Origin of the sequence: Caldicoprobacter algeriensis, assembly GCF_023838525.1 — a bacterium.
Taxonomy (GTDB): Bacteria; Bacillota; Clostridia; order Caldicoprobacterales; family Caldicoprobacteraceae; genus Caldicoprobacter; species Caldicoprobacter algeriensis.
In genome coordinates, this window is record NZ_JAHUQD010000015.1 from 1 (window position 1) to 17,873 (window position 17,873).

Genomic DNA, 17,873 nt, shown 5'->3' on the forward strand with positions numbered 1-17,873 from the left:
GAGGGGGGAAGTATACCTAAAAACCGGAGTTTATGGGCTTTTCAAATTCCAAAATTGTAACAAAATGGAAAAACATTAATTCCATATTCAAAAAAATTTACACTGGAAATTAGATGCGAAATTTCTGCTTGCTGGGAATAATACTTGACATAATGGATAATATCATAGTATAGTATTTGTAAGCTTGTAAACGCGATGAAGGGAAGAGTAGGCAGGCAGACCCGCCTTCAGAGAGCCGGGGCAGGTGAAAGCCGGTGGCGGAGTTTCCTGTTGAACATGGCCCTGGAGCGGAGCGGTCGAAGTGGCAAGTAGGCCGTTACGGGAGGTCCCGTTATAGACGCAGGTGATGATGGTCACCGGCAGAGTTTTTCGCCGCGAGGCGAAAAAGAATTAGGGTGGTACCGCGAAGGATACCCCTCGCCCCTATGTTGGAGCGAGGGGTTTTTTGCATTGAAGCCCTTCAAGGTGGCAAACCTATCACCCTGTGAATATGGGGAAGTAGTGCGTTTTTGAATGCTGTACAAGCTTTGCGGGCTTTGATAGTGGCTGACCGGTTATGACGTTGTGTTTTTGACCGAGATCGATGAACATGGTAGGAAGTCAGACAAAAATGCGGCGATCAACAATAATAAAAAGAGGAGGGTTAAATATGGCCTATAAAAAGACTTTCTACATTACCACTCCCATATATTATCCCAGCGATAAGCTTCACATTGGGCATGCCTACACTACTGTGGCGGCTGATGCCATGGCGCGATTCAAGAGGCTTACCGGTTACGACGTCATGTTTTTGACCGGGACCGACGAGCACGGCCAAAAGATAGAGCGATTGGCCAGGGAAAAGGGGGTGACCCCTAAGGAATACGTGGATAACATCGTGGCCGGCATCAAAGAGCTGTGGAAGCTGATGGACATATCTTATGACGATTTTATTCGTACCACTGAAGAGCGGCATGAGAAAGTGGTGCAAAAGATATTCAAGAAGCTGTATGACCAGGGCGACATATACAAGGGCGAATATCAGGGGTGGTACTGTACCCCCTGCGAGTCGTTCTGGACCGAGCGACAGCTGGTGGACGGGAAATGCCCCGATTGCGGCAGAAAGGTGGAGCTGGTGAAGGAAGAGGCCTATTTCTTTAAACTGTCCAAGTACCAGCAGCAGCTGATAGAGTATATTGAGGCCCATGATGAGTTTATCCAGCCGCCTTCGCGCAAGAACGAGATGCTCAACAATTTCCTGCGGCCCGGGCTGGAGGACCTGTGCGTCTCCCGTACTTCGTTCAGGTGGGGTATCCCAGTGCCCTTCGATGACAAACACGTGATATATGTGTGGATCGATGCGCTTTCCAACTATCTTACGGCCCTGGGATACCTGACAGACAACGACGAGAAATACAGGAAATACTGGCCGGCTGATGTACATCTGGTGGGCAAGGAGATCGTCAGGTTCCACACCATCATATGGCCCATAATGCTGATGGCCCTGGGTGAGCCCCTGCCCAAGCAGGTGTTTGGCCATGGTTGGTTGGTGCTGGAAGGGGGCAAGATGTCGAAGTCCAAGGGCAATGTGGTGGACCCGGTGGTACTGGTTGAGCGCTATGGCGTGGATGCGATACGCTACTTCCTGTTGAGAGAAGTACCCTTTGGTGCTGATGGGGTCTTTTCCAATGAGGCTTTGATCAACAGGATAAATTCGGATCTAGTAAACGATTTAGGTAACCTGGTCAGCCGCACGATAGCCATGGTGGACAGGTATTTTGACAGCTTGATCCCACAGCCGGGAGAGCTTGAAGACGCCGATATCGACTTGAGGCAGCTGGCCCTTTCTACCCCCTTTGCAGTTGAAGGATTGATGAATCGGTTTGAATACAGCAACGCTCTGGCTGAGATATGGAAGCTGATCGGCAGGGCCAACAAGTATATTGATGAGACTACTCCGTGGATTTTGGCTAAAGACCCAAGCAAGCGCGATCGACTGGGTACGGTGCTTTATAACTTGTCCGAGTGCCTGCGCATGATATCGGTGTTGATTAGCCCCTTCATGACCAGAACGCCCGAGAAGATTCGCCAGCAGCTGGGCATAAAGGATGAAAGCCTTACCACCTGGGATAGCCTGGCCGAGTTTGGGAAGCTGCCGCCGGGAACCAGGGTACAGCGCGGCGAGGTCATATTCCCCAGATTGGATGTGGAGAAGGAGCTTAAGGAGCTGGAAGAGATACAGCAAAGGATGAAGCAAGCAAGCCATAGCGACAGCGCAACCCGTCCTGCTGCCAAAGAGACGGTGCAGACTGCGGGCGACGCTGCACATCAAGGGCGACAGGAGGGTTCGCAACAGAAAGAGCAGGCAGATAGCCAGATTACCATTGAAGACTTTGTAAAGCTGGACCTTAGGGTGGCAAGGGTTGTAAGCGCTGAAGCTGTGGAGAAGAGCAACAAGCTGCTCAAGCTGACGCTGGAGGTAGGAGACGAGACGCGCCAGGTTGTGTCGGGGATCGCCAAGTACTACGCGCCAGAGCAGCTGGTGGGCAAGACGGTTATACTGGTGGCCAACTTAAAGCCCGCCAAGCTCATGGGTATAGTATCGGAAGGCATGATACTGGCTGCCACCGATGATAAAGGGAACTTGGCCCTATTGACGGTGGATCAGGACATTGCCAGCGGCTCCAAAATAAGCTGACAGGTGTATGCAAAGCACGTGAAGTAGTAAAAAGGGAATTGAGGGGATGGAGATGCTGTTTGATACCCACGCACATCTGGAGGATGAAAGATTTGATGAGGACAGGGAACAGCTGATTGAAGAGTTGCCTGAAAAGGGTGTGGTCTACGTTATAAATGTAGGCTCCACCCTTGAAACCTCTCGTATGTCGGTGGAGCTGGCAGCGCAGTATCCTTTCATATACGCTGCTGTGGGGGTTCATCCCCACGAGGTGTCGCAGATGAGCAGAGAGGATTTGGATGCCCTTGAAGCTATCGCCAGAAGCGATAAGGTTGTGGCAATTGGCGAGATCGGCTTGGACTATTATTACGATTTTTCGCCCAGGGAGCTACAGAGGGAGTGGTTTGCCCGGCAGATAGACCTGGCATATAGCCTGGGACTGCCTATAATCATACACGATAGGGAGGCCCATGCAGATGTGCTTGACATACTCAAAGCCAAAAGGGATAGGATATTGGGCGGGGTGATGCACTGCTATTCGGGAAGCTGGGAGATGGCAAAGGATTTCATGGACCTTGGGCTTTATATTTCTTTGGGCGGCCCTGTCACTTTTAAAAACGCTAAACGGACGGTGGAGGTAGCCCAAAAAATTCCTCTGGACAGGCTGGTCATTGAAACCGACAGCCCGTATCTGGCGCCTACACCTCACCGCGGCAAGCGCAACAATCCAGCATATGTAAGGCTGGTGGCCGAAAAGATTGCGGAGGTTCGTGGGATGACCTTTGAGGAAATCGCTGAGGCTACCTTGAACAATGCAAAAAAGCTATTTAAAATACAATAATAGTGTTTAAAAATTAGATATGATAAATGGGCCCAATGAAAAAAAGGAGATGGAGAAATGAATACCTATGTTTACAGGCTAGGGGATGCTTTATACATCAATTTGACCAATCGGTGTACCAACTGTTGTGATTTTTGCATTCGCAATACGCATGAGGGCATGGGGGAGTACAACCTATGGTTGGACAATGAACCTACTGCCCAAGAGGTGTTGCAACAGATAGGGGATCCCACTCAGTACAGCGAAATAGTGTTTTGCGGGTTTGGGGAGCCCATGATAAGACTTGAGGAGCTCATAGAGATTGCTCGGGAAGTGAAGAAAAAAGGAGGCAAGGTGAGAATCAACACAAACGGCCAGGCCAACCTTTACCACGGCAGGAATGTGGTGCCATTGCTCAAAGGGTTGGTGGATGTAATCTCCATAAGCCTCAATGCGCCCACTGCTGAACAGTATGACGCCATATGCCATTCGTGCTATGGAAAGGAAGCCTTTGAAGGCGTTCTGGAGTTTGCCAGGGAATGCGTCAAGGTCATTCCAACAGTGGTGCTTTCGGTGGTGGACGTATTATCCCCTGATGATATTGAAAGGTGTCGTGCCATTGCCGAGGATATAGGAGCTCAGCTTAAGGTACGCCAGATGATAGAATGAGGAGGATGCTCACCGGTAATATTCGGCGAACATCCTCCTGGCTATGTCCAGCTTTATGTCCCCTTCACCTGCTGGCACTTCTAGTGCCACGCATACCAGAAGGGGTCTTTCAGTATTTAAGGTGAACCCGATAAACCACGCTATCTCTTCGGTTTTATCTCTAACCTGTGCCGTCCCGGTTTTGCCAGCAATGGTAAGTCCGGGGATTTTTACTTTATGTGCCGTCCCAGTTGGGTCTTCCACTGTGTCTACCAGCATGGGCAGCAAGGTCTCCACCTGCTGTTGGGGTATGACATCCTCCCGCCATGGTTTGGGCTGTAAGGATTCCACGGTTTGGCCCGAGGCGGTGCGGATTTCCTTTATAAGCTGTGGAAGCATCATATCGCCGCCGTTGTAGAAAGCGGTATACATCGCAGCCATCTGCAAGGGAGTTACCAGCATTTCGCCCTGTCCATAGCTGGTGTTGGCAAGCAGGGCATCGCTCCACTGGGTGGCGTCGTTTTTCACCTGGGAACTTTTGGCGGGCAAGATGAAGGGCAGGAATTTGCCTAGCCCGTATCGGTTGGCAAATGCTTCGAAGTCTTTATGGCCTATTTTTAATCCGGTCCATGCGAAGAATATGTTGTCGGACCACACGATGGCATTGCGCAGGTTTACCTCCCCTGGCGGATGGGGTACCCGCCTGATAGGCGGAGCCGTCCAGTTGGGCGAAGGGACCCACTCCTCTTTTTGGGCTTCGGGCACTACGGTCTGCGGAGTGATGACCCCCAGCTCCAGGGCCATGGCTGCCGTGAAGGGTTTAAATACCGATCCCGGAGGATACAGGCTTTGTATGCACCTGTTTATAAGCGGATGGTTAGGGTCCTGGGATATTGCTTTCCATGAGGAAGGAGATACCCCCACGGGGAATATGTTGGGGTCAAAGGACGGCTGGCTCACCAGGGCTAGTACCTCACCGGTGGCGGGGTTGAGGGCTACAACGCTGCCCTTGTGACCTTTTAATGCCTCGTATGCGGTTTTTTGAAGGTCAGAGTCGATGGTCAGCATAACATTGTTGCCGTCCTGGGGTTCCACTTTGGCTATAATATTTTTTTGTTTCCCTTCTTCGTCCTCTATGTAGAGCGTATAGCCTCTGCGACCCCTTAGCTTTTCTTCCAGCGCTGCTTCTATCCCCTGCCGTCCAATCAGGTCTTCTGCTTCATACCCCTCGGGTGACTTTTCCTTCAGCTCATCCTGATTGATCTGTTGTACATATCCCGTTACATGGGCAAATGCTTGCTCCATGGGATACTGGCGCGTGGTATGGCTTTTGCTGGACAGCATGACCCCTTTTACATTGAGGAGCTTATTTTTATAATCCTCAGAGATATTTAATGGTAGGTTTTTGATGGGTACGAATAGGTCAGGGTTGTCCTTTACCCATTTTTGGTTGAGTATGTCGCGTATGGCGCTTTCGTCCATTTCTATAAGAGGCGCCAGGGCTTTTACAAAGCCATCGATGTCGGGAATGGCCGACGGCTTGGCCCCTACTGTATAAGCCGGTCCGTCAGTGGCCAGCAGATTCCCTTCCCTGTCGGTGATCACTCCTCGTTTGGCGCTGTGCTGGGTTATTCTCACTTTGTCCCCTTCATGCATGATGGGAAATATGAGGGAAGGGGACCAGGCTATCTTCCACTGCTTATCCTCCAGAACCAGCGGAAGAGTATATTCGTATTCGAAGGTTCCCACTGTATTTGTACGGAATTCGGCCTTAAAGGGAAGATAGGCCTTGTCGTCTTCGATTATAATTTCCTCTGTGGTGATTTCCAGCTTATCTAATTTGATAGCCGAAAATATGTTGGTGTACCTGTTCACAAAGTCCTGTTGATTGATAGAGGATTGCGACTCCAAAGATAGGAGTTCATACATGTCCTGGTACCTGCCCTGCTTCCACGCATCCAGATAGGCATTGGCAGGCTCTTTAGGATTGGGCCTGGAACAAGCCGGTACTGCCCAGCAAATGATTAAACTCAGTGCTACTAATGTTACAAATCTTTTCATGAGAACCATTCACCTCTTTGTCAATAATCCGTGCTTTTGTATATTTTATCATACATTGTTCAAAGGTTCATCTAGTGAATTTTCGTTGTCCACCGCAATCAAGAGGTATAGAATCCATATCCAATGGAATAATATAGAAATAGAATAAGAAAAATATGGTTAAAAATTTGGGGATGGCTTTGTTTTTGGGGACTTTATGGTTAGAGCTATACGCATGCCATAAATGTTACAAAACGTTGACAAAATATTAAAAAAATATTACAATGTAGTAACAGCTTTTTTAGCTGCTTTTACTGCATGTGGCCCCCGCAAAGCCTTGACGAATGAAGGAGGGTGATTCATGGAACCTCAAATAGGCAGGGCAGGTAAGGCACTAAATAGCAAGTTTTTACTGGCAGTCCTGATTGCCCTGCTGGTATTAAGCGGAGTTTCGGCCGCAGCTGTCTATTATATAGACAGCATAAGCTATGCGGTCACGTTGAGAGATGATGGTCGGGAGGTCGAAATAGTTACTCTAGAGAAAACGGTTGGTGATTTTCTAAAGAGATACGAAATTGAGCTGGGACCAGGGGACATCATAAATCTTGATAGAGGATACAGGCTTTACGATGGTGTCATAATTGAGATAACGCGTACCTTGCCTTTTTATGTTGTGGCTGATCAAAAGGAAAAAACGGTATACCTTCCCAAAGGAGCTACGGTAGCCGATGTACTCAACAAGGCTGGTATTGCCTTAAGAGAAAAGGATGTGGTAAACTACAGGTTGGATGCTGGTGCCATTCCGCGGGAAAAGATCATAGTAACCAGGTACGATGAAGAGGTTATAACAGAGAAGGAGCCCATTGCTTACAGCGTGATCGTTAAAAAAGATGACAATATGGACGAGGGAGTACAGAAGGTCGTCCAGGAGGGAAGGGAAGGGGAACTTCAAAGGAAGATACTGGTCACCTATAGGGATGGCCAGGAGATATCGAGAAGAGTGATAGAGGAAAAGGTAGCGGTACAGCCGGTAGATTGCATTGTGCATGTTGGAACGGTAAAGAAGAAGATAACCTCGCGTGGAGATGTTTTGCGCTATTCCACTGTGAAGACCTTTGAAGCCACGGCTTATACCCATACCGGAAGGCCTACCAAAACTGGTGTTATGCCAAAGGTGGGCTACATCGCAGTAGACCCCAGGATAATTCCATTGTACAAAACGGTGTATATAGAGTTCCCCAGAGGATGGGAACACTTAAACGGTTACTATAAAGCCATGGATATCGGAGGAGCTATCAAGGGATACAGGATCGATATATTTATGGACAGTGAAAGCCAGTGCTTGAGATTTGGTAGAAGGAGTGTTAAAGTATATTTTCCTAAATGATGATGTGTAAGGATATACAACCGCTTACTTCGCCGAGAGTGGTAAAGGAGCTCATGGCCCGATACGGGGTCAGTTTTAAGAAGGGTTTGGGGCAAAACTTTCTAATTGATAGAAACATACTTGTGAAAATAATAAAGGCAGCTGAACTTGATAGAGAAGACGTCGTGCTGGAAATCGGAGCAGGGATAGGGACTTTGACCAGGGAGCTGGCCAATGCTGCTAAGCAGGTGGTGGCAATTGAGATAGATAGTAGGCTGTTTCCCATTCTCGATGAGACCCTGTCGGGCTGCTCTAATGTGAAGCTTATTCAGGGGGATGTTCTCAAGCTGGACATAAAGCAGCTGGTACGGCAATACTTTGGGGGCCAGCCGTTTAAAGTGGTGGGCAATCTGCCCTATTACATTACCACGCCGGTGTTGATGATGTTTCTGGAAAGTGGCCTACCTTATGAGTCCATGGTGGTCATGGTACAAAAGGAAGTGGCGCAGAGGATGACGGCTGTGGCTGGTACAAAGGACTACGGGATGCTGTCCATTGCCGTTCAGTATTACACCTGTCCTGAAATAGTAGCTGTGGCGTCGGCCAATGTATTTATCCCTCCTCCCAAGGTGGATTCGGCCATTGTGCTGCTTAAAAGGAGGTCGAATCCGCCCGTACATGTGCAAGATTCCGAGCTATTTTTCAAGGTGGTAAGAGCAGCTTTCGGTCAGAGACGAAAAACTATACTTAATGCCTTGACGGCTTTGGAGCTGGAAGGCGTGGATAAAGGGAGATTGTATGATGTATTGAGCAAATGCAGTATCGCCCCCAAAATGCGGGGCGAGGACCTCACTATACAGCAATACGCTGACATAGCCAATGAGCTGTGCTTGGAGGAGCAAAAAGGCTGATAGATGAGCGTGTGTTAGACAATGAAAAACCCCAATTCTATTGAATTGGGGTTTCTTTTTTTGTCTTGCTTCATATATTTATAGTAAAAAAGGTAAAGGAGGGAGAAGAGTTGGCCAAAGGGTATTATCATCGTTCGTTTGTTATTTTACAGCCTCGGGATTCAAAATTCAACATAAAAGCTGAAAAGCCGACTGCGGGCTACTGTAAAATTGAGGTGCGAAACGATAAATGCAAGATGTATTTTCATGTACAGGATTTAAAACCCCAGGGAGCTCAGCAGGAAGGGTATGACGTCTTTTTGGTATCGGCACAGGAAGGGATATCCCCCCAAAAGATTGCCAGCATCTACGTTGATCAGCGGGGGCGTGGAGAATGCACTGTGGAAATAGACGTAAACGACGTTGCTGGTTCAGGCTGTTCTCTTGACCAATTCCATGGACTAGCCGTTGTACACAATGACCGTGAAGATATCAGTTATCCGTTGGTGGGTTATGCTAATAAACGGATAGAACTGGATTGGGGAGGACGAATAAAAAGGGATATCGGGAGATTTTATAATAAGGCAGTAAAGCCAATGGTTGAGAGCAGGAAGGAACGCAGCCAGGCGAGGTTGGTTGAGGAGGAAAAGGGCGAGGGAGTTCAAAGGGAAGTGCCATTCTCGATGGAGAATAAAAAGCAGAAAACCATACAGGATATAATTGCGGCACTGGGGCCTTTGCTGCAGAGCAAAAGACAGGAAGGCGAAACGGACGACAGCAAATTACAGGCGGAACAGGCACAGGCAAAAGAAGATTTGGATATCGTGAAAGGGTTAGATGGTGATAGGGAAGAGCCGAAAGATGATGCAATGCTGGTACAAGAGGAAAAGAGGGATGAAGAGGCGATGGAGGTACAGGCCGATGAAGGCGATAGCGCATCTGAAGCACCACAAAATGTACTTAAGGCAGAAGGCAACGGGGTTGTTCAGGCCGGGGCTGATGGTGAAATGGCTGTCCCGCTGGAAGATGTATCTCAAGAAGGCAAAGTGGACGAAGAACATAAAGCCCAAGAAGCTGTGGTAGAAGGGGTGTTCCCTGAAAGAGGGCAAGTTCAAAAGCAGGCTGACGAGGTTGAACATAAACCCATTGAGGGAGAAAACGAGATTCAACGGTGCAGACCTGACCTACCGGGGAAACAAACCTACTGGGAGAAGACCAAGGAATACTATACCAAGTTGTTTGAGACTCATAGAAGGGTTTATCCATTCATGGTGGAGATGGGAGAGGTACAATGGGTCGAGGTGCCATACGTGGATGATTACGGCCAGTATGCCTACATAGCAGCCCAGCATATTGGCAGTGGCTATTATGATTATTATCCTTATTATGACCATTACATCGTGGGGCTTGTAAAGGAGAACGGGGAAGTTCGTTATGTGGCATATGGGATTCCTGGGCCGTACGGCACCATGCCATCCATGTTTATGCAAGGATTTTCTAGATGGGTCCCATCGAGGTACGGTTATGGAATAGGTTATTGGCTGCTGTATGTCGATGCTTATACGGGAGAAATTGCGTATCCCTACTGAGCATACCTGCTGATCTGTGGTAGGCATATGATTTGCACAATGCGTGATGGAATACTTTTATTGTCTAAACTGAGGTGTAAAGAATAAAAAGGACAGCGCTATATTTGGCGTTTTGTCCTTTTTCTTGTGTAAAAATATTGTTAACGCTATCTTCCAAATTCCAAAGAAATATGGTAAAATAAAATAGTGTTTTACAAATTATACTAATTATGGGAAATTTCGATACAAAACAACAAATTTCGTGTAAATTTAACATCAAAAATGCTGATTTAAGGGGTGAGGGTGGAAAATGGGATCGAAAATCAAAGTTGTTATCTTGGATGATAACATGGGCATAAGGGAGATTTTGAAAGAGTACGTCAACATGCAGGACGATATGGAAGTGGTTGGGGTGGCCGGGGATGGAGCGACAGGCCTGGAGGTCATAAAGGCGGCTTGCCCTGATGTCATCATCATGGATATGATTATGCCTCAGCTGGATGGCTTGGGAGTGCTTGAGCATCTCAATACAGCTGGTCTGCAATTCTCTCCTTCGGTGATATGTTTGTCGGCAGTAGGACAGGAGGACTTGATTCGGAGAGCCATAGAATTGGGTGCTAAATATTATATGGTGAAGCCGTTTGACTTGGAAATGATGGTCAAGAGGATAAGGGAAGTCATGCGCAAAGTCGAACCGGCCAAGGCCAACGCAGCTGGTGCTGTAAAAAGCGAAAACCTTGAAGAAAGGATTTCTAACATATTCTTGACCATTGGAATCCCTGCTCACATCAAAGGTTATCACTTCTTGAGAGAGGCCATCAAGATGGTGGTGGAAAATTCCGAGCTCATAAACCGCCTTACCAAAGAGCTTTATCCCGGCGTTGCCAAAAAGTTCAATACCACTCCCAGCAAGGTTGAACGGGCTATTCGCCACGCCATCGATGTGGCCTGGAGTCGCGGCAAAGTGGAGAACATCAACAAGCTGTTTGGGTATGTTGTATATGGCAAGAATGAAAAGCCTACCAACGGGGAATTTATTGCACTGGTTGCCGATAAGCTGAGCATGGAGCGTTCGGCATAGCTGTTGAACGTTCAATAAATGTTGACAGCGCCTTCCTATCATAATATGATAGTACAAGGATATAATAGATAGACGACGTGGAAAGTATTCATGGTAGGAAGGATGGGTTATAAATGGATGTGTCGAAATATCAGCAGAAGGCTGAGCTTTTGAAGACGTTGGGACATCCTGTAAGGTTGTGTATTGTACACGGTCTTATGCACAATGCGTGTAATGTATCTGGAATTCAGGAGTGTTTAAAGCTTCCCCAGTCCACAATTTCCCAGCACTTAGGGATATTGAAAGCCAGAGGTATCATTAAGGGAGAACGAAGAGGGGTGGAGGTAAAGTATTCGGTAGTCCACGATGATGCCATTAAAGTGGTGAAGGTCCTGTTGGATGATGAGGCCCCTTTTTCTACACGGGTAAAGGAGGAATAGTTTATGGGTAAGAAAAGGCTGGTTGTGATTGGGGATGAACTTGACGGTATAAGGGCAGCTGCCAGAGCTGTTCGGGAAAATCCAGAGATAGAGGCAAAGGTTTTGATTCCGGGTGAGCATCTTTCGTTTAACTGTTATATACTTGCCTATTTCATTCAAAACTCCGACGAGGATGTTTTTTCTTTTATGGAAAGCGTTATGGAAACCTTTAAAGCGCAGTATGGTATTGACATTTTAACGCATCTCAGAATAACGGACATCCTTCCTCTTGAAAAAAAAGTGGTGTTTGAAGACTTAAAAGAAGGGCATAGTTCTGCAATAGAATACGATAAGCTAATCATTGCCACAGGAGTTGTTCCGGTTGTTCCAGCGGTGGAAGGCATCAATTTGGGCAATGTTCTGTTTCTCAAGTCTCTGGACGATGTGATGGCAGTTCAGGAGGGAATAGAAGCCGGGCGAATAAAGAAGGCCGTTGTGGTAGGAGCCAACATGGCGGGAGTCTATACAGCTGAAAGCCTGTGGAAGCGAGGCGTTAAGGTTACCCTTGTGGAAAGAGGGTCACATATACTTCCTGAGTTGGATATGGAAATGGCCGAGCTGGTCAGAAGGCAGATGGGACACAAAGGCGTTGAAGTGCTGGTGGGAGAGAAAGTCCTGTCATTAATAGGCAATGCAAAAGGGGATGTGGTGGAGGTCCATACTCCTGAGTACATCCTTCCTGCCGATCTGGTCATATGGCTGGAGGATATGAAGCCTAGTGTGGAAGTAGCCAAGAAAGCGGGCATTATAATAGGGAATAGCGGTGCAATCGAGGTGGACCAGTATATGGAGACCAATGTGCCCGGCATATACGCCGTGGGCAGCTGTGCCCAGAGAATTCACCAGATAACCGGTAAGCCTGTATGTCTTTACAGGCAGGCAGTTGATGATATGGCGCTCCAGGTGGTCAGCGAAAATATAGCTGGCGGGAACGGTTATGTGTTGGAGAAAGGCGTGCTGGGCACCATAAGTATACAGGCTTTTGACCTTGGCATAGCCAGAACGGGCCTTTCTTTACAGCAGGCCAGGGAAGAAGGCTATGAAGTGGAGACAGCCATCGTTTCGGTCTATGATGACAGGTATGCGGGCGGTGGGAGTTACAGAGAAAATGTGATTAAGCTCATGGTTGATAGGTCCAATGGTAAGATACTGGGAGTGCAGTGCGTGGGAGGGGTTTTGTCGGATAAATTGGTCGATACAGTGGCCGCCGTCATAAGCATGGGCGGTACGGTCAGGGATTTGGCCATGCTGGATGTTGCGCGTCATTTTTCGTATTTCATGAACCTGCATCCTATTCCGCTTGTAGCCCATGTGATGCTCAATAAGCTGGAGGGCAAATTGAAGGGTATTTCACCCTTTGAGCTAAATGACCTTATGCAAAAAGAAGAAGTGGTTCTGTTGGATGTTCGCACTGAATCCGAGTTTAAGATGGGGACATTGCCGGGAGCCATAAACATACCCCTGGAGGAATTGGAGGTTCGGAAGGACGAATTAGACAGGCAACGCAATATAGTATTGATAAGCGAGAGAGGTCGCAGGGCCTATCTCGCCTTTGTCAGGCTTAGGCAAATGGGCTTTGAGCGTTTAAGCGTGTTAGATGGCGGGTTGCTCATATATCCTTTTGCGTGAGGTGTGGATATGTGATGTGGGTTTTGTGGAAAAATAGGTCCATATATCCACAGTTGAAAAGGCTATAAAATGAAGGCCTGGGGATAATTATGTGGATATTGTGGATAACTTTATGAACAAGTTGTAGATAACTAATTGAGGAAATATCTTGATTTTAATATAGATTTATATTAATTTATTAAGAGAATTTTTCTGAAGGGCGACGAATAAAAAATAAATGCAAACCGTACAATTTTATTTAACCAGATTGAAGATTCTATATAAGGCAAATTTTGTTTTCGGAGGGATATAAGGGGATGGCTTATAAGAAATGCCCACGTTGCAATTTAAACTATATTAAAGATACCGAGTCTTTATGCAAGGTCTGCTTGGAGGAGGTTGGAAAATCTTTAAGCGCTAACGATAGGGAAGAGGAATACGATATATGTCCAGAATGCGGCGAAAACATCATTGAACCAGGAGAAGAGATGTGTTACCAGTGCGCCATGGAACGCATGAAAGAGGCTGAAGGAGAGCGCATTGAGGACGATAGCTGGGATGATTTCTTATTAGCAGTTGATGAAGACAACGAGATATTTGACGAGGATATCGACAACGATTTGAGCCCATTGGAAGATTTGGAAGATCTGGCCGAACCAGAGGACCTGGAACCACTGGAGGATTTGGAGATCGACGAAGAATTCGAAGAAGAGTTTGAAGAGGATGAAGAAGAGGAATGATTTATATCATAAGGGTACTGTATGCGCCCATGCTGTTTTTGACAGTATGGGCGTTTTTGTTTTTGTAAAGAAGTAAGGGGTGCCAATTATACGGCATCCCTTACCCTGTGATTGGTGTAAGTTGGAGAAAGGGAACATAAATTTTTATTTTCAAATATATTTTATGTCATTTGTGGCAAAAATAATCCTGAGCGAAAATTTTGTTTAAAGGTGAGGATTATGATTGACGCACAGGCTTTGATGAAGGTTAGAAAGGCAGTGGAGTCCAATATAGGTGAAAAGGTCAAACTAAAAGCAAACAGAGGGCGAAAGAGGAGTTTTGTCAAGGAAGGGATTATCCATGAGGTTTATCCCAGCATTTTTACGGTGCGCGTCAACATAGACGACAGGTCTGTCCAAACGCTTTCGTTTACATATTTCGATATACTCACTTCCAATGTGGAAGTAGTGATATGCAAAAATAACGAGAGGATTTAAACATATTTTTCGACGGTCACCTATATTTATTATAATAGATATCCTTATGGGACAAAAGCATGGGAAGGAGGAGTGAAGGTGACTGTCGAATGCATAAGAGATGTTTTGAAAGTGGACCAAACAGTGGGGCAAGAGTTGTCGCAGGCGCTGGTGGAAGGGGATGTTGTAGTTCCAGAGGCTAAACCCGATATCGCCAGGGTACTGGACGTTGACGGTACAGTGGTTGTAAACAGCAAAGAGGTAGTTCAGGACAGGGTGATGGTGGAAGGGGTAGTGCGTTGTACTGTCCTGTATGTTGGCCAAAGCGATTCTCAGCTTATAGAGAGCCTGGAGACTGAGATAGGCTTTACTCATTATCTCGATATGCCGGGTGCCAAGCCCAACATGTTATCCACATTGAAGTGCCAGGTTGAGCACGTTGAGTATGAAGTCATAAACAGCAGAAAACTTAACATAAAAACGGTGGTCAATCTGCAGGGCAGGGTCAACGATGCCATTCAGCTGGAGGTCATCCAGAATTTTAAAGATATGCCCAATGTCCAGATGCTGAAGGACAAGATAGTGGTGTCACGCAGCCAGGGGCAGGGCAGTTCACAGGCTATAGTCAGGGAGGACCTGGAGCTGGAGGAAGGAATGCCTTCTATACAGAAGATATTGAAGAAAAATGCCTCAGTAAAGGTTAATGATAGGAAAGTCATGGATAACAGGGTGGTCATTGAGGGGGATATAAAGATTCAGCTTCTTTACGTGTGCGACGAACCCAATGAACCTCTTCAGCATGTGAGCTACGACATGCCGTTTAGCCATTCGGTGGACATCGTAGGGGCATATCAGGGATTGGAGTGCGCCGCTGATGTATGGGTACAGGAGCTTTTCGTTGAGCCGCGGGAAGATATCAACGGGGAGATGCGGGTGCTCAATGTGGAAGCAGTGATAGCAGCCGAGGCCCGGGTGTTTGAAACCGAAACAAAGGAGCTGTTGATAGACGCCTACTGCCCGGGATTGTCCATTCAGCCCAAGAAGAGAAAAATAAAGTTGACGCAGGTGGTGGGTGAGGCACAGGACCAAGTGGTGGTAAAGGATAGCATGACATTCCCGGAAAACGTTCCACAGGCTGCCAGGGTTTTTTATGTTGAAGCCAAACCCATCATTACAGATCAGCATATAAGCGATGGCAAGGTAGTCATTGAGGGGGTGCTGGTGAGCAAGGTGATCTACCAATCCACCGATCCATCCTATGGGCCGGCCAGCATAAAGGAGGATATCCCCTTCAGGCAGAGCGTAGGAGTTGAGGGAGCGCAGGAAGACATGGAGTGCCAAAGCCAGCTGGTGATAGATCATGTGAACTGCACTTTAATTGCTCCTGATGAAGTCGAGTTTCGTGCGGTGATGACGGCAGAGGTAAGCGTGTTTACAAGCGTGGAAAAGGAAGTATTTCTGGATGTTGAAGTTGAGGAGCTGAAACAGGGAGAAGAGTCGGGCATTTTTGTGTATTTCGTTCAGCCGGGAGACAGTCTGTGGTCAATAGCCAAGAAGTACAACACCACAATAGCCAGCATTTTGAAGTATAACGCGATAGATGAGTCACAGGTATTGACCCCTGGAGATAAGCTGTTGATCTATAAGAAGCTTGAGGTTTTGCTGTGAAGTCCAAAGGGGTTTGAAGCTTTTGCGTGTTCATGGCCCTGAATTAAGACTATCGTGTATTTGGGGCATTGGAACACGCTTTTGTTTTTTATGGCCTACCAATTAATCTCTGATGATATATCGTCTATTTCCCTGGGGCTGATAAATTGATGAAGACATTGGCAAGATGGCATGTGTTAATGTATAATTACTAAAGCATTGTTTTTAAATATACTGTAAGATAAGGGTTGGGAATGCGATGAGAAGGATTGTTTTAAAGGCTTATGCCAAGATCAACTGGGCGCTGAATGTGCTGGGAAAGCGCTTCGATGGATATCACGATGTGGAAATGGTCATGCAGTCGATAGATTTATGCGATATTGTCGTCCTTATGGAAAAGGACAATGGAATAAGCATCAGATGCGATGTGGACGGCATCCCTGTAGATGAAACAAATACGGCTTACAGGGCTGCTGCTTTGATTAAAGAAAGGTTTGGCATTGAAAAAGGTGTCGAGATTGAGTTACAAAAGAATATCCCTGTGGCGGCGGGTATGGCAGGAGGAAGCGCTGATGCCGCTGCTGTACTAGTGGGGCTTAACAGGATGTGGAAACTTAATCTTCAAGAGAAGGACCTTATGGCTCTGGCAGGCATTATAGGTAGCGACGTACCGTTTTGCGTCGTTGGGGGCACTGCCCTGGCTCGAGGCAGAGGAGAGGAGATAATGGTGCTTTCTCCGGTTGAAGGGATATGGCTGGTGCTGGTAACCCCTGAGCAGCGCATCTCCACAGCCGAGGTTTACGGCAGGCTGGATTTGAGCCAAGTATCTGTAAGGCCGGATATAGCCAGCATGATGGATAGTTTACAGTGCAGGGATTTCAAAGGCATTGCCCGAAACATGGTAAACGTTCTTGAGGGAGTAACCATTGAATTGTGCCCTCGGATAAATACGGTTAAGGACGATATCATGAGGCAAGGGGCTGTTGGGTGCTGTATGAGCGGAAGCGGTCCCACTGTATATGGTCTTTTTGGGGATGAGCATGCGGCGCGAAAGGCATATGCGGCACTCAATCAGAAATATTCGCAGTGCTTTGTTGCTCAAACCATGGGTTTGGGGATACAGGTGGTGGAGGAGGTTTTTTAAGGCATGAATGCAGTAATATTGGCAGGGGATAACCAGGCAGACCTGGCCAGGATTAATGTAGCTAATAAGGCATTGCTCAGCATCTGTGGACGTCCAATGATAGAATATGTCGTTGATGCTTTGAGGTGCTCTTCTTTTGTGTATGGCATTTCCATCGTGGGGCCGGTTGAACCTTTAAAGGATTGCCTTGGGGACAGAGTGGACTATTATTTTGAGGATACAGGTTCGTTTTTTGAAAACCTGGAGGCTGCCATGCAGCCCTTTAAAACTAATAAGAGGGTGATAATCGTCTCATCTGATATACCGATGATCACAGGCAAAGTGGTGGATGATTTTGTGAATCGGTGTATAAATACCGATGCCGATCTGTGTTATCCAATTGTTGAGAAGAGTTTAAATGAGAGCCTGTTCCCTGGCTTTAAAAGGACCTATGTGCGGCTTAAGGAAGGCACATTCACCGGAGGCAATATATTTTACATAAATCCCACTATTTTTGACCGATGCCGCGAATTTGCAGCCCTGCTGGTTGAATACCGTAAGACCCCCTGGAAAACAGCCAGGATTTTGGGACTTGACCTGTTGACACTGTTGACTCTAGGCAGGCTGTCGATATCAAAGGTGGAGCAGCGCTTTTTTGAGATTCTGGGCATAAAGGCAGTGGCCATCATATCCCCTTTCCCCCAGTTGGCCAATGATGTAGACAAACTTAGCGATATTGAAATGGTAGAGAAATATCTGTCCAAATGATTAA

15 protein-coding genes and 1 other annotated feature are annotated in these 17,873 nt (G+C 47.0%); of the genes, 14 read left to right on the forward strand and 1 reads right to left on the reverse strand.

The genetic code is table 11. The features are described 5' to 3' along the window. The first annotated feature begins 186 nt into the window (after positions 1 to 186). Positions 187 to 428, forward strand: a binding site (T-box leader). Between the two features lie 221 nt (positions 429 to 649). Genes metG through KVG29_RS09145 form a run of 3 tightly spaced genes read left to right on the forward strand, consistent with a single transcriptional unit; the run spans position 650 to position 4,145 of the window. After that, complete coding sequence (gene metG / locus KVG29_RS09135) at positions 650 to 2,677, forward strand: methionine--tRNA ligase (protein ID WP_252228065.1); 2,028 nt, start codon at positions 650 to 652, stop codon at positions 2,675 to 2,677. A gap of 52 nt (positions 2,678 to 2,729) precedes the next feature. After that, positions 2,730 to 3,497, forward strand: a complete 768-nt coding sequence (locus tag KVG29_RS09140; RefSeq protein ID WP_252228144.1) for a TatD family hydrolase — start codon at positions 2,730 to 2,732, stop codon at positions 3,495 to 3,497. Positions 3,498 to 3,554: 57 nt separating this feature from the next. After that, a complete protein-coding gene (locus tag KVG29_RS09145) occupies positions 3,555 to 4,145 on the forward strand; it encodes a TatD family nuclease-associated radical SAM protein (RefSeq protein ID WP_252228067.1) in 591 nt (196 codons plus the stop codon). A 9-nt stretch (positions 4,146 to 4,154) separates the two neighbouring features. On the opposite strand, the gene KVG29_RS09150 is transcribed toward KVG29_RS09145, so the two are convergent. Beyond that, on the reverse strand, positions 4,155 to 6,185 hold the full coding sequence (locus KVG29_RS09150) for a penicillin-binding transpeptidase domain-containing protein (RefSeq protein ID WP_252228069.1): 2,031 nt from the start codon (positions 6,183 to 6,185) through the stop codon (positions 4,155 to 4,157). A gap of 340 nt (positions 6,186 to 6,525) precedes the next feature. Between KVG29_RS09150 and KVG29_RS09155 the strand changes: the two genes are divergently transcribed. The 11 genes from KVG29_RS09155 (at position 6,526) to KVG29_RS09205 (ending at position 17,869) form a co-directional block, all read left to right on the forward strand. Continuing rightward, positions 6,526 to 7,551 carry a 3D domain-containing protein gene (locus KVG29_RS09155; RefSeq protein ID WP_252228071.1) on the forward strand — a complete coding sequence of 342 codons (1,026 nt, stop codon included), beginning with the start codon at positions 6,526 to 6,528 and terminating at the stop codon, positions 7,549 to 7,551. Then, positions 7,548 to 8,441 (forward strand): 16S rRNA (adenine(1518)-N(6)/adenine(1519)-N(6))-dimethyltransferase RsmA, encoded by an 894-nt coding sequence (rsmA, locus tag KVG29_RS09160; protein WP_276576493.1) that lies wholly within the window; start codon positions 7,548 to 7,550, stop codon positions 8,439 to 8,441. The genes KVG29_RS09155 and rsmA overlap by 4 nt, the downstream gene beginning before the upstream one ends. Before the next feature lie 110 nt (positions 8,442 to 8,551). Next, positions 8,552 to 10,009: a hypothetical protein gene (locus KVG29_RS09165; RefSeq protein ID WP_252228073.1), complete on the forward strand. Its 1,458-nt coding sequence runs from the start codon at positions 8,552 to 8,554 to the stop codon at positions 10,007 to 10,009. A gap of 289 nt (positions 10,010 to 10,298) precedes the next feature. Further along, positions 10,299 to 11,069: a sporulation transcription factor Spo0A gene (gene spo0A, locus KVG29_RS09170; protein WP_252228075.1), complete on the forward strand. Its 771-nt coding sequence runs from the start codon at positions 10,299 to 10,301 to the stop codon at positions 11,067 to 11,069. Positions 11,070 to 11,182: 113 nt separating this feature from the next. Continuing rightward, complete coding sequence (locus tag KVG29_RS09175; protein WP_252228077.1) at positions 11,183 to 11,488, forward strand: ArsR/SmtB family transcription factor; 306 nt, start codon at positions 11,183 to 11,185, stop codon at positions 11,486 to 11,488. 3 nt (positions 11,489 to 11,491) lie between these two features. After that, the gene (locus tag KVG29_RS09180) at positions 11,492 to 13,156 is read left to right on the forward strand and encodes an FAD-dependent oxidoreductase (protein ID WP_252228079.1); all 1,665 of its coding nucleotides are present in this window, start codon (positions 11,492 to 11,494) and stop codon (positions 13,154 to 13,156) included. A 296-nt stretch (positions 13,157 to 13,452) separates the two neighbouring features. Further along, positions 13,453 to 13,875: a hypothetical protein gene (locus KVG29_RS09185; RefSeq protein ID WP_252228081.1), complete on the forward strand. Its 423-nt coding sequence runs from the start codon at positions 13,453 to 13,455 to the stop codon at positions 13,873 to 13,875. 219 nt (positions 13,876 to 14,094) lie between these two features. Next, positions 14,095 to 14,352, forward strand: a complete 258-nt coding sequence (locus KVG29_RS09190) for a Veg family protein (protein ID WP_252228083.1) — start codon at positions 14,095 to 14,097, stop codon at positions 14,350 to 14,352. A gap of 78 nt (positions 14,353 to 14,430) precedes the next feature. Then, entirely contained in the window at positions 14,431 to 15,999 is a 1,569-nt protein-coding gene (locus KVG29_RS09195; protein WP_252228085.1) for a DUF3794 and LysM peptidoglycan-binding domain-containing protein, read from the forward strand. 238 nt (positions 16,000 to 16,237) lie between these two features. Then, positions 16,238 to 17,122 carry a 4-(cytidine 5'-diphospho)-2-C-methyl-D-erythritol kinase gene (gene ispE / locus KVG29_RS09200; protein ID WP_252228087.1) on the forward strand — a complete coding sequence of 295 codons (885 nt, stop codon included), beginning with the start codon at positions 16,238 to 16,240 and terminating at the stop codon, positions 17,120 to 17,122. Between the two features lie 3 nt (positions 17,123 to 17,125). Continuing rightward, positions 17,126 to 17,869, forward strand: coding sequence for a nucleotidyltransferase family protein (locus tag KVG29_RS09205; protein ID WP_252228089.1), 744 nt, complete (start codon positions 17,126 to 17,128; stop codon positions 17,867 to 17,869). Positions 17,870 to 17,873: the final 4 nt, after the last annotated feature.